Origin of the sequence: Bacteroides sp. 4_1_36, assembly GCF_003466325.1 — a bacterium.
GTDB classification, from domain to species: domain Bacteria; phylum Bacteroidota; class Bacteroidia; order Bacteroidales; family Bacteroidaceae; genus Bacteroides; species Bacteroides uniformis.
Window position 1 is genome coordinate 61719 of record NZ_QSOX01000018.1, and the last position, 12782, is coordinate 74500.

Consider the following 12782-nt stretch of genomic DNA (forward strand, 5'->3'; position numbering starts at 1 on the left):
AGGATTGTGTATAAAAAGGTTGATACTTGTTTTGTCTAAATGCCACGCTTGCGTCCGGCCTTCTTCTTTTTCTTCATGCGGCGTGCGAAGGCTTCCTCCTCGTAATCCCGCGGATTGGTTTCCATAGAAAGAATGCCTGCCGCCAGTTCGAGCGTGCTAGAGGATTCGTGACGGTGATGCTGCCAAAGCTCTGCAGCGGAATGTCCACCCCGTTCCTTTTCGGGTATGTTTTCCAACCATTTGAAATAGTCGTTGAACACATTGGCGGAAAACTCCTTGCCCATGCGTGAGCCGTTGAACACCTCCCGACGGTTGTGGTCAATAAAGGTGACACCATAGATACGTCCCCGCTCATTCTCGCGGAAAACCACATCAATACGCCTTTGCCCGAGCAGTTCCACAAACCGTTTCCGTGAATCCGCCTGCCGCAAGGCACGAACGATGTCCGCCTGTATGGAGGGTGCCCATTTCCCGTCCTTGAGGTCTTTCAGGTTCATCAGCATCCGCTTTTCCAACTGTTCATTTCCGAAGCGTTTCCCAAATCGGGAACTCTTGAACGGCGGGCTGACCACCTTGCCGGTATCATCCGTGGCCGAATAGACAATACCGGTATATGGTGTACCGTTGTATTCTCCCCTGACCTGTTTCGCCTCGATGTTGAGCGTGGAAAGCAGCGCATTGTATTCCCCGAAGGTTTGGAAATGGTAGCTTTCCAATACGGCTTTAAGGGTATTGCCTACCTGATGGCGGACATCCCCCAAGGAAGCGTCCACCTTCCTCAGCTCCGCTTTCGGATTCCGCCTTTCCGTGTCCGCTCCGTTGCGCAGGCCGAAATCCGTTTCCAGTTCCCGGCAGGCGGTCATGGAACGGCGGTGCTCGTAGGCATCGCTTATCTTTTTCCCCTGCTCGTCCACACAGACACTGACAATATGGATGTGGGTGTTGTGGGTATCGGCATGTTTGTAGGCGATGTAAGGCTGGTTCCCGTAGCCCATCTTCTGCATATACTGGTCCGCCAGTTCCACCAGCTGCCCATCGGTTAGCCGGTCTTCCGGTGCCGGAGAGAGCGAAATATGCAGGACGGGCTTCTCCGTGTTGCGGTTTGCCAGCAGGTAGTTCTCGAAAGAGAGCAACGCCAGGCGCATGTCCTCGCTTGGCAATCCAAGCCTGTCAGAAATCATACGGTTGCCCGAAAGAATCTCGGCGGTACCCGCCGCCACCTTGCCGTGGTTGTAGGCGAGCGCCCCGTAAAGGCTCATGCCGTGACTTATTTTTGCAACCATTTCCGCTCGTATTCCTGGGTCAGCGCCATGACTTTTTTACAGACAAGCATCAGTTCGATGCTCAGTTTCTCCAGCTTGTAGAGCAATGCCATCGCCCGTTTCTCCCCGAAATTGTTCTTCAAGGCACGGACGACCTGGTTGTAGTTGTTTCCGACAGCCTGAAACTGTTTGTGAAACTCGGTCAGTTTGATGTAATAGTCCATTGTAGCCTTGTCGATTCTCACGACTTTAATCTGTCCCGAAAAGATGGATTTCTTGATGAACAGCGTGCGGTCCCCGGCTCCCGAATCCGCCAGCAACTTTTCAAATCTTGTGTTCTCCTCGGCGTTCAGGCGGAAGCTGTACTTGCGGTCCGCCGGATCACTCTTGGGCTTTCTGCCCGTCCTTGTCCCTGTTGTTCTCTCCATGCACATGAGATTTTTGGTTTGTACTTTTTTCTCTTCCGGAATCCGCGACTTTGGAGCGGATTCCCCCGCCCCGGGAAGGGGCGGGCAAGTTGGTTCTTGTCGGACAAAAGACTTTTTGTCGGACAAGGACACAACTTGCTCTGTTCGCTTGAACAGAGAATCCTCCTTCGTCGGATTGCTGCGCGACGTTCACGGCGTGCTGTGGTCCGGCGAAGTCAGTTCCTTTCCATTGTCTGATTCCGGTTTTGCAAAATTAGACAGTGATAACCGATTGGTAAACAGCGTTTGATATGACATTTGATGACATCTGACGACATCTGATGTCAGGTAGGGGAAATGTTGGCGGAAGTTTCAAGAATAGCCGCTACTTTTGGCACAGTGCATGAGGGCATACATTGGAACATTGTCCTGTAAGGTGTATTGCTTGCCTGCCACAGGTGGTGCATGACGCGAATGCGGTATCATCCATGTATGCGCAATGCCATATATGCCGCATGGCAGTCCTGCATGACGGGACACATTGCATCCGTGCAATGCAGTATGGGGTACATTGAACTCCATATTGCATGAATGCAATGCACCTTATACGGCAACACCCTCCGGCAACCGGCATTACACTGATGCAATATGGTATGCAATGTATTCATGCAAACAGGCAAGCAATGCGTAATTGCCATATACCAACGGATGCATTGCCGTGTGATGAAACGAAAAAATCCAGACAGATATGAAACAAGTCATACACTCTAAATTCAAGCCTATGAAGAGAGAACCTTTATTTGTCGCTTTGAGCAACCAGAAAGGCGGTGTGGGAAAATCCACGTTCACCGTGTTGCTCGCCAGTTATTTCCATTACCTGAACGGATATAACGTACTTGTGGTGGATTGTGATTATCCACAGCACAGCATCAGTGCCATGCGGGACTGGGAAGTGGGGAACATTGAAAAGAACGTGCATCTGCAAAACCAGCTGGTGGAACAGTTCGGAACAAGCGGCAGGAAAGCCTACAGCATCCTGAACTCCACCCCGGAGGAAGCTAGGGAGACGGCCGGCCGCTTTCTCGAAAAGTCGGATCTGGACTATGACCTTGTCCTTTTTGATCTCCCCGGTACCGTGAATGTGCCCGGTGTCTTCCAGTCCGTGATCAATATGGACTATGTATTCACTCCGATTACACAGGAAAGGATGGTAATGCGGAGCAGCATGTCTTTTGTCCTTGCCATCAGGGAATACATGCACCGGCATGCGGACGTACCCTTGCGTGGCATCCATATGTTCTGGAACCGGATGGACAAACGGGTGTCCAAAGGGCTGTATAACGGCTATACCGAAATTTTCCGCTCTCTGAAACTGCCGGTGCTGGAGACCGTCATTCCCAGTGCGGAACGCTACAACAAAGATTCCGGGATGAAGGGGCCCCTGTTCCGCAGCACCTTGTTCCCTCCATCTCCCTCCGCAGTGAAAGGAAGCGGTCTGGACCTGTTGGTAGCGGAAATAGAAACCGTACTGAAACTTCAATAAAACAATTATGGCTACCAAAAGAAGAACGGATTACCAAGTGGACGAGGAGGCATTGAAACGCATGATGGCAGGAGATGTAACCGCTTTGGAAAAAACGGTTTCTCCGGAAGGGGAATCGGAAACAAAAAGTCAGGCTGGGCCTTCTCAGGAGAAACAGGAGAAGAAAAGCGGCCTTTCCAGACAGCAAATAAAGAAATCACCGGATGGAGTGGCTGATTCAGATGAATACCGGAGACGGTTTCTGAAAGTGAGACTGTCGGGAGCAAGAAGGCAGACCTATGTTAACGATGCATTATACAGGACTGTTGCCAAAGTATTGCCGGTCATTGCACCGGATATGTCCGTCCCGATGTTTTTAAGCAGTGTCCTGTCAGACCATCTGGAAAGGTACCAGGACATCATCAACGAGATATATAACCAGGAAGCCACACAAAAACCGATAGAATGGAAGAAATAGTTTATTTGTCAATACGGCTCGGCTGTACCGCTTATCTATTATATAAGGTATGGGAGCAGAAAAAGAGAATAGGTAAGATATGCGATCTGCTTTATACTCCCCGTAAAAAAACGGAAACGGAAAAGGACTACCGCCGGAATCCGGAAAGTGCGGCAGATGTGATGGGGGCCACCCGTTTTGTCTATCTGGATGAGAATGCCGGAAAGACCGTTGCCCCTTACATGAGCCAGCAGTTGGAAATGGGAAGCGACCTTATCGGCAAGGATGAGGATATTCCGGAAGATGAGGTGGAATGCAAACTGCCTTTGGAGGAGATGAGAATGCTGAAAGACGAACAGGAGGAGCTGGACAGCCGTTCTCCCGAGGCGGAAGCCATTGTTCCGGCAGTCACTCCTGCCGACCTGCTCAATGTAGGTGACGTGCTGCTTAATCTGGACGGTGCCGGTTCGGATGAGGACAAATCATACCGGGCCGCCATGACACTGCGTGCCATCCGGGAAACGGACATGTTCGAGCTGTTCTCCTCCCAGGTGGAGAACAAGAAACTGATAGAGGAGCTGATGGAAAGGTATGTGGATGAGGAAGGGAATGCTCTGCCTTTAAAAAAAGAGAGGAACGTTTCCAAACCTGTCGCAGACTGGAGGAAGCTGGTCTGAAAGTAATATGCTATTATGCCACAAAATTCCATATTGTTGAATATTATATATAGGATATTCATTATGTACCCAACTTTGTATTTTTCTATAATCTATGAAAAAGGTTGAAGTTTGTCTTTTGTTAAGGGTAATAGAAAGGAACAAACACTCAAAACATAGAAATCACGGGGACAACTCAGAAAATCGGATACTTCCTCACTGTTGCTTACGATTCAAAAGTAAAAGAATGAAATTATCCTGATTTGCTGACAGGAAAAACTATAACTCAATTTATTAAATGAAATTTCTTTATAAGAGACCTATAAACGACTATAAAAAAGTAAGGAGCTGCTTACCAAGCCAGCTCCTTACTTTTTCTAATGGATGAAAATCCGTTTCCCTGCTTCCTTTTGCACAATATTTTTGTCGTACTTTATGTGCATAACAAGATATCATAGAAAAAATCACATTTAAATTTAGTGTTCCATTACATGGTTTTGCATTGCTCCTTGTTCACAACTCTATCTCTGAATAACTTCATATTAGTAAAGTTTCGGGAAATATTTTGAACAAGTTCCAAGTAATTATCTCTGCCATCTTCCCATTTATGATAAAACGGCTTTATGGAAACACAGTTTTCATGTTCAAAGACGGTATTTAGTAATGTTCGGTCTGAATTTCCGCAAGAATGCCCCATTATCAAAACTTGAAAAGGTGCAGCTAAAAGAAATTCGAGCAAATCATGATAATGTCTTGTTTCTAAATATTTAACGGATTTGACATATCTAAGTAACTCATTGTCATTCATATCAAGAATAGACTGGTAACTTTTGTCAAGTTCATCCCCATAGCCAAAAATTATATTTTCAGGTTTTTCTAATTCGCCATGAATATAATTGTGGGTAATATTAAAGTTACCATACATCTTAGCTGTTTTTGTATAGTTGAAACTCAGCAACATGATACGTTTAGGGATAAGTTTATCGCGTTCTCCATAATTGTATTCAACATCTGCAAGGCTGGATATATTCAGCCCAATGTTATCCAGAGCTTTCTTTTTTCCTTCTGTTGAGAAATCAGCAGGATCAAAGAAGTCAATTATTGCATTTTGAAGGTCATTCCTTACATTGTCTGTTTCTATTGTATGGAGGTATTCAATTAATTTTTCTTGAAGGAATGCAAATTGTTCATTCAACTCACTGATTGTATAATTACAACCAGGGCTATCCATGCCAACTTTCAACAGTTGGTAATAGTCGTTTTCAATATCCACCCATCCTTTGGTTTCTATTGATTGCAGAATAGTTTTAAAAAAAGGGCAACATTCAATAGAGAAAATGTTTGGTTGGTCCTTGATATACTGAATAACTTCGCTTCCTGAGTATCTTTCTTTACAATAGATATCCTTAAAAAAACATGAGTTGTTGAAGACAAAAACATTCCAGCAATTAATGCCTACATTATCTTTGATAACCAAACGGCAAAGGCAATCTTCTGATACATTTGTAGTATTACCGGAAAAAGTATACACTCGTTGGTCCCAATACCAGTTGATAAAATCCATATAACTTGTTTTAAAGCCATGTGCCATGTCAAATCCGTTTCCTATGATAACAAGTCTATTCATTCGGTTGTAATGATGATGTTAGTGTTATTGACTTAAATTATAGAATAATCTCCTTGCTCTTCATTTACAAGAAGTGGCTTTAAAAGCGTTTCCACCGACTCAAAAGTATCTTGTTTTGAGAAGTGTATCTTTGGTTGTCCCCACCATCCTCTAATGAATTGCTGGTATTGGTATTGCAAGGTACGGCGAGGTGCCTGCGCCAAGCAGCTATTATAAAAGGAGTCCACAATGTCAGAATGGTAATTGGTCAATGAAAAGAAATACTGCCAAGTTTCTGATATTTCATTCGCGTTGAATCCGGGACGTTCAATTATTTCCACTGCATCCAATCTATGAGCACCATCATGTTTAGAGAATGCAGCTTTAAGTATTTCACTTGCCTCCTTATCAGAAGAAGGTGCGCTATACCCAAAGATTGTTACCTTGCCTGCTTTCGATATGTAGTACTTTGCAACACTCCATTGGTCACGGATAAAGCTGTCGCTGTTGTAATCCTTTTGTTCTACAGGATACAGCAAAGGAACAGCGTTGTATGGTTTGCCACACTTTCTGCAATAGTTTTGTATAAGACCAAAGGTCATACAGTCTTTGCACACACCAGCCCCCACATTTCCATGCAAGAACAGAATCTCTGGTCTGTTCCAGGTAATCTTTGCCACTCTGTTATATGCTTGGATAAGCAGACTATCCCAGTTGAAGGATACAATGCAGTCTTTTTCTGTGAGCGAAAGAATCAAAAGGTCGTAGATGGTCAAGAAAGATGGAAGCTGCACATTTGAAAAATATTCATAAAGTTTTTTTTCCATTGCTATCCGTGCGTTTTTACACTCATCACCACGTCTAAACAGCTCACTATATATATCTTCAAGATTCTTGCTTTTCGTTTCTAACATAAATCCTTCAAGGATTCTATCTAACCCGACCTGTTCAATGGCTTCATTCATCGTCGGGCAAGATTTTCCCATGACCGCTCTTGAAGCACCAGCTCCAACTATCACGACATGAGGGCGTTGGCAATACAAATCTTTAAGGTTTTTCTTCATACACTAACTGATTAAATATTTTGCCCATAAGCAATTGTTGCATCATGCTTTATTTTACGGCCTCATATTTTGTTCGCTTTGTTTCAGGCACAATAATTTCATTGTTCATACTTATAAGTATGAAAGTTATTGTTCTCTGTTTGGCTGTTCTTGAATATAAACAGATATATTACTTAAAAATGCCTTATCAAGGTGTGATATTGTTACTCTCTTTATACACTACTACATGATACACTATTTTTAACCTGTTTACATTGGCCATAAAACTGCGTTTGATATGCAAATATAGCTATTTTAATCCAATATCAATAATAGTCGTTTTTGACAAGAAATCAACTTTATGGAATTTGCTGGCTTTTGTATGGCAATTATATAAATGGTACAGAAAAACATGTAACCGTTTGAACAATCCATGTTTGTGCCAAAATCATCAATTAATCATGTATTATGCTTGAGGTAAGCGTCTCCGCAATGACGTAAAACAATGTTGAAAATCTCTGTAGAGACGCGCAAAAGCACTTGTTGGATGACATCTGATGACATCTGGTGACATCTGATGACACCTCTGAATCACAGCGTATTATCCCTTTTTATCTTCGCCGTCGAATTCAAATTTATGTCTTACCCAAACGATTCGACAATGAAGAGAAGAATCCTTTTTTCAGTGATGTGCGCGGCGATTGCCGCCGGTGCTTTCGCGCAGGGCCAAGGGCAGGGCCTTGCCGGTATCAACGAGGCGACCAGCCTCATGACCTCGTATTTCGATCCCGCCACCAAACTGTGCTATGCCATCGGTGCGGTGCTCGGCCTGGTGGGCGGCATCAAGACCTACGGCAAGTTCTCCAGCGGTGATCCCGACACCTCGAAAACCGCCGCCAGCTGGTTCTTTGCCTGCATCTTTCTGATTGTAGCCGCCACCATCCTGCGTTCCTTCTTCCTCTAAGCGGTATGGAGTATCCTGTAAACAAGGGGGCGGGCAATCCCGTCGAGTTCAAGGGGCTCAAGTCACAATACCTGTTCGTCTTCGCGGGCGGTCTGGTGACGGTGCTCCTGGCGGTGGTCATCCTTTACCTGGCAGGCGTGGACCAATGGATATGCATCCCTTTCGGGACCGTATCCGGCGGTCTGCTGGCATGGGCGGTGTTCCGGCTGAACGCCCGCTACGGCGAACACGGTCTTATGAAGCTGCTGGCGGAGAAACGCCATCCGCGCTACCTGATCCACCGCAAGAGAGTTTTCAGATTATTTGCAAAAAGAAAAAAACGACAATCATGAGAAATGTATTGAAAGCGGAAACGCTGGAACGCAAGTTCCCCCTGCTCTCGGTGGAGAACGGCTGCATCGTGAGCAAGGACGCCGACCTGACCGTGGCCTTCGAGGTGGAGCTTCCCGAGCTGTATACGGTGACGGCGGAAGAGTATGAGACCATGCACTCCACCTGGATAAAGGCCGCCAGGGTACTGCCCGAGCACAGCATCGTCTGCAAGCAGGACTGGTTCACGAAGGAGAGCTACCGTCCCCAAAACGGCGGGGAGGAACAGAGCTTCCTCTCGCGCAGCTATGAGCGGCACTTCAACGAGAGGCCGTACCTGAACCACCGCTGTTACCTGTATCTGACAAAGACCACCCGTGAGCGCAACCGCCGGCAAAGCGACTTCAGCACCCTCTGCCGGGGATTCCTGCTGCCCAGGGAGATTACCGACAAGGACATGGCGGCCCGTTTTCTGGAAGCGGTGGAGCAGTTCGAGCATATCGTGAACGACTCCGGCCATATCCGGCTGCGCCGCCTGGAAACGGAGGAGATTACCGGCACGAAGGAACGTCCCGGGCTGGTGGAGAAATACCTCTCCCTCTCGATGGAGGACGAAACCGCCGTGCTGCAGGACATCTGCCTCAAGCCCGGACGGATGCGTATCGGGGACAAGCGGCTCTGCCTGCACACACTTTCGGATACGGAAGACCTGCCGGGCAAGCTCTCCACCGACATGCGCTACGAGCGTATGTCCACCGACAGGAGCGACTGCCGCCTTTCCTTCGCCGCACCCGTGGGGCTGCTGCTCTCCTGCAACCACATCTACTCGCAGTACGTGTTCATCGACAACGCGCAGGAAATCCTGCAGATGATGGAGAAGAACTCGCGCAACATGCTCTCTCTGTCACGGTACAGCCGGAGCAATGCCGTGAACCAGGAATGGACGGAGATGTATCTGGACGAGGCGCATACCAAGGGAGTGCTTCCCGTCAGATGCCACTGCAATGTCATCGCCTGGGCGGAGGATGCGGAGGAGTTCCGCCGTATCAGGAACGACACGGGCAGCCAGCTTGCCATGATGGAATGCACCCCCCGTTACAACACCGTCGACACCCCGGTGCTTTACTGGGCGGGCATTCCGGGCAATGCGGGCGACTTTCCTGCCGAAGAGTCATTCTATACGTTCCTGGAGCAGGCGGTCTGCCTCTTTGCCGGGGAGACCAATTACAGAAGTTCTCCCAGTCCGTTCGGCATCCGCATGGCGGACCGGCAGAACGGCATTCCGGTGCACGTGGACATTTCCGATCTTCCGATGAAGCGCGGCATCATCACCAACCGCAACAAATTTATCCTGGGACCAAGCGGCAGCGGCAAGTCCTTTTTCACCAACCATCTGGTGCGCAACTATTACGAGCAGGGAGCGCATATCCTGCTGGTGGACACGGGCAACAGCTATCAGGGGTTGTGCCGGATGATCCACGACCGCACACGCGGCGGGGACGGCATCTACATCACGTATGAGGAGGACAATCCGATATCCTTCAACCCGTTCTACACCGATTCCGGACAGTTCGATGTGGAAAAGCGCGAGAGCATCAAGACTCTGATACTGACCTTGTGGAAACGGGAGGACGAGGCACCGAAACGTTCGGAAGAGGTGGCGCTCTCGGGAGCGGTGAACGCCTATATCCGTAAAATTACCGGGAATCGGGAGGCAAGGCCGGACTTCAACGGCTTCTACGAGTTCGTGGACGGTGACTACCGCCGGATGATAGCGGAAAAGAAGGTACGCGAGAAGGATTTCGACATCGACGGCTTCCTGAACGTGCTGGAGCCTTTCTACAAGGGTGGCGACTACGACTTCCTGCTGAACTCCGACAGGGAACTGGACCTGACAAACAGGCGGTTCATCGTGTTCGAGCTGGACAACATCAGCGGCAACAAGGTGCTGCTGCCTGTGGTGACGCTGATCATCATGGAGACCTTCATCGCCAAGATGCGCCGCCTGAAAGGAATCCGCAAGGTAATATTGATAGAGGAATGTTGGAAAGCCCTTATGTCCGCCAACATGAGCGGCTATATCCAATATTTGTTCAAGACCGTCCGGAAATATTTCGGTGAGGCCGTTGTGGTGACCCAGGAGGTGGACGACATCATCAGCTCCCCGATTGTGAAGGAGGCCATCATCAACAACTCCGACTGCAAGATCCTTCTGGACCAGCGGAAATACATGAACAAGTTCGAGCATATCCAGCGGCTGCTCGGCCTGACGGAGAAAGAGAAAAGCCAGATACTCTCCATCAACCAGGCGAACCATCCCGGACGTTTTTACCGTGAAGTCTGGATAGGGCTTGGCGGCACCCGTTCGGCGGTCTATGCTACGGAAGTGAGCGCGGAAGAGTATTTCACGTTCACGACGGAAGAGTCCGAGAAACTGGAAGTGCAACGGCTTGCCGAGGAGCTGGACGGCAACCTGGAACTTGCCATCCGCCGGATGGCAGAGAGAAAACGAGAGGAACAAAGACAAGTATCAACCCCAAAAAGAGAACAATGAGAAACAAATCCCTTATGAGACTGGCGGTGTGCCTGATCGGTATGGCCGCCATGGTATTGCAAGGCTGCTCGGAGAGCGGCACCGACCGTGACAAGCTCTGCGGCTCGTGGAGCAGCGTGGAAGGCAAGCCGGACGTGCTAGTATATAAGGAAGGGGAAGCCTACAAGGTGACGGTGTTCGCCCGCAGCGGAAAGATGCGCCGTCTCAGGCCTCAGACCTACCTGCTGGTTGAGGAGAACGGGAACCTGTTCATCAACACGGGGCACCGCATCGACATCTCCTACAACGAGGCCGCCGACGTGCTGACCTTCTCCCCGAACGGTGACTATGTGCGGAAGGAGGAACGCCCATGAAAGCGAAGTCACTCCTGATCGGAACGGTACTCGCCCTGTGCGGCACCGGCGCCAATGCCCAGTGGGTGGTGACCGATCCCGGCAACCTTGCCCAAAGCATCATCAACATGTCGGACAACATCGCCCATACCTCGAAAACGGCGGTCAATACGGCCGACAGCTTTGCGGAGACGGTGAAGATTTACGAGCAGGCCAAGAAGTATTACGACCAGTTAAAGGCGGTGAACGACCTGATACAGGACGCCCGCAAGGTGCGCGACATCATCCTGATGGTGGGCGACGTGTCCGACATCTATGTAACGAACTTCGGCAAGATGATGAACGACGGGAACTTCTCGCCCCGCGAGCTGGACGCCATCGCCTTCGGCTACACCCGCCTGCTGGAGGAGAGCAACGGCGTGCTGCAGGATCTCAGGCAGGTCATCAACGTGAGCACGCTCTCCATGACCGACAAGGACCGCATGGACGTGGTGGACCGCTGCTACTATGAGATGCGCCGTTACCGCAACCTGGTGAGCTATTACACGAACAAGAACATCGCCGTGAGCTATCTCCGTGCCAGAAAGAAGAACGACCTGGACCGGGTGATGCGGCTTTACGGGAATGAAACCTCCAAATACTGGTAGCCATGATGCCGTTGTCGATAGATTTTGCCAACCTGCATACCATACTGGCGACCCTGTATGACGATATGCAGCCCCTTTGCAAGGACATGATGGACGTGGGAAAGGGACTTGCCGGGCTGGGTGCCCTGTTCTATGTCGCCGTCCGCGTGTGGCAGTCGATGGCCCGTGCCGAACCGATAGATGTCTATCCCCTGCTGCGTCCCTTCGCCATCGGCATCTGCATCCTGCTTTTCCCCACGCTGGTGCTCGGCACGCTGAACACCGTGCTCAGCCCGATAGTACAGGGTACGCACAAGATGCTTGAGGGGCAGACGCTGGATATGGAACAGTACAGGGCGCAGAAGGAGGAACTGGAAAGGGAGGCCATGCTGCGCAATCCCGAAACCGCCTACCTGGTGAGCGACGAGGAATTCGACCGTCAGCTGGACGAGCTGGGCTGGTCAACCATAGATACCGCCTCCCGCCTGGGCATGTACGTGGAGGTGGGGATGTACAATCTGGAGAAGAAAATCCGTGACGCCTTCCGCAGCCTGCTGGAACTGATATTCGCGGCGGCATCGCTGCTGATAGACACCGTGAGGACCTTTTTTCTTGTCGTGCTCTCCATACTGGGACCGGTGGCGTTCGCCTTCAGCGTATGGGACGGTTTCCAGTCCACGCTCGGGCAGTGGTTCACGAGGTACATATCCGTTTATCTCTGGCTTCCGGTCAGCGACCTGTTCAGCACCCTGCTCGCCAAACTCCAGGTGCTGATGCTCCAAAATGACATTCTGGAATTACAGAACAACCCCGACTACTCGATAGACAACTCAAATAGCGTCTATATCATATTCATGCTGATAGGGATTATCGGGTACTTCACCGTCCCGACGGTGGCGGGCTGGATCGTACAGGCGGGCGGAGCCGGAAACTTCAGCCGTAACCTGAACCGCACGGCCACGAAAGCGGGCGGTTTCGCTGCCGGGGCGGGCGGTGCCGTACTGGGGAATATCGGGGGAAGGCTGCGGGGCAAATAGGCTCTAT

The 12782-nt window shown here is 49.5% G+C and carries 14 protein-coding genes; 9 read left to right on the plus strand and 5 right to left on the minus strand.

The genetic code is table 11. The features are described 5' to 3' along the window. Positions 1-35 precede the first annotated feature (35 nt). From mobB to DXD65_RS15675, 3 genes are all read right to left on the minus strand, one after another. The gene (mobB, locus tag DXD65_RS15660) at positions 36-1283 is read right to left on the minus strand and encodes a conjugal transfer protein MobB (RefSeq protein ID WP_117678131.1); all 1248 of its coding nucleotides are present in this window, start codon (positions 1281-1283) and stop codon (positions 36-38) included. Beyond that, the gene (gene mobA, locus DXD65_RS15665) at positions 1268-1690 is read right to left on the minus strand and encodes a conjugal transfer protein MobA (protein WP_117678132.1); all 423 of its coding nucleotides are present in this window, start codon (positions 1688-1690) and stop codon (positions 1268-1270) included. Before mobA ends, mobB begins: the two co-directional genes overlap by 16 nt. 351 nt (positions 1691-2041) lie before the next feature. Beyond that, positions 2042-2251, minus strand: coding sequence for a hypothetical protein (locus tag DXD65_RS15675; RefSeq protein WP_074783307.1), 210 nt, complete (start codon positions 2249-2251; stop codon positions 2042-2044). A gap of 166 nt (positions 2252-2417) precedes the next feature. On the opposite strand from DXD65_RS15675, the gene DXD65_RS15680 reads away from it, so the two are divergent. The 3 genes from DXD65_RS15680 to DXD65_RS15690 are packed head-to-tail and all read left to right on the plus strand — an operon-like array spanning position 2418 to position 4325. After that, entirely contained in the window at positions 2418-3212 is a 795-nt protein-coding gene (locus DXD65_RS15680; RefSeq protein ID WP_005636912.1) for a ParA family protein, read from the plus strand. A gap of 7 nt (positions 3213-3219) precedes the next feature. Continuing rightward, positions 3220-3669 carry a DUF3408 domain-containing protein gene (locus tag DXD65_RS15685; RefSeq protein ID WP_117678134.1) on the plus strand — a complete coding sequence of 150 codons (450 nt, stop codon included), beginning with the start codon at positions 3220-3222 and terminating at the stop codon, positions 3667-3669. Then, complete coding sequence (locus tag DXD65_RS15690; protein WP_117678135.1) at positions 3657-4325, plus strand: DUF4122 family protein; 669 nt, start codon at positions 3657-3659, stop codon at positions 4323-4325. Before DXD65_RS15685 ends, DXD65_RS15690 begins: the two co-directional genes overlap by 13 nt. Before the next feature lie 466 nt (positions 4326-4791). Here DXD65_RS15690 and DXD65_RS15695 read toward each other — a convergent pair whose 3' ends face one another. Further along, complete coding sequence (locus DXD65_RS15695; RefSeq protein ID WP_117887783.1) at positions 4792-5931, minus strand: AbiH family protein; 1140 nt, start codon at positions 5929-5931, stop codon at positions 4792-4794. Positions 5932-5963: 32 nt separating this feature from the next. Further along, positions 5964-6974 carry a hypothetical protein gene (locus DXD65_RS15700; RefSeq protein WP_070737736.1) on the minus strand — a complete coding sequence of 337 codons (1011 nt, stop codon included), beginning with the start codon at positions 6972-6974 and terminating at the stop codon, positions 5964-5966. A 640-nt stretch (positions 6975-7614) separates the two neighbouring features. Between DXD65_RS15700 and DXD65_RS15715 the strand changes: the two genes are divergently transcribed. From DXD65_RS15715 to traJ, 6 genes are read left to right on the plus strand one after another with little or no spacing between them, the layout of a single operon-like run. Then, a complete protein-coding gene (locus DXD65_RS15715) occupies positions 7615-7917 on the plus strand; it encodes a DUF4134 domain-containing protein (RefSeq protein ID WP_005840906.1) in 303 nt (100 codons plus the stop codon). Positions 7918-7922: 5 nt separating this feature from the next. Beyond that, positions 7923-8249, plus strand: a complete 327-nt coding sequence (locus DXD65_RS15720; protein WP_005636934.1) for a DUF4133 domain-containing protein — start codon at positions 7923-7925, stop codon at positions 8247-8249. Further along, positions 8246-10780 (plus strand): TraG family conjugative transposon ATPase, encoded by a 2535-nt coding sequence (locus DXD65_RS15725; RefSeq protein ID WP_117678138.1) that lies wholly within the window; start codon positions 8246-8248, stop codon positions 10778-10780. The genes DXD65_RS15720 and DXD65_RS15725 overlap by 4 nt, the downstream gene beginning before the upstream one ends. Further along, positions 10777-11133, plus strand: coding sequence for a DUF3876 domain-containing protein (locus tag DXD65_RS15730; protein ID WP_005636939.1), 357 nt, complete (start codon positions 10777-10779; stop codon positions 11131-11133). The genes DXD65_RS15725 and DXD65_RS15730 overlap by 4 nt, the downstream gene beginning before the upstream one ends. Beyond that, positions 11130-11759 (plus strand): DUF4141 domain-containing protein, encoded by a 630-nt coding sequence (locus DXD65_RS15735; RefSeq protein ID WP_005656895.1) that lies wholly within the window; start codon positions 11130-11132, stop codon positions 11757-11759. Before DXD65_RS15730 ends, DXD65_RS15735 begins: the two co-directional genes overlap by 4 nt. A 2-nt stretch (positions 11760-11761) precedes the next feature. Then, entirely contained in the window at positions 11762-12775 is a 1014-nt protein-coding gene (gene traJ / locus DXD65_RS15740) for a conjugative transposon protein TraJ (protein ID WP_008778744.1), read from the plus strand. Positions 12776-12782: the final 7 nt, after the last annotated feature.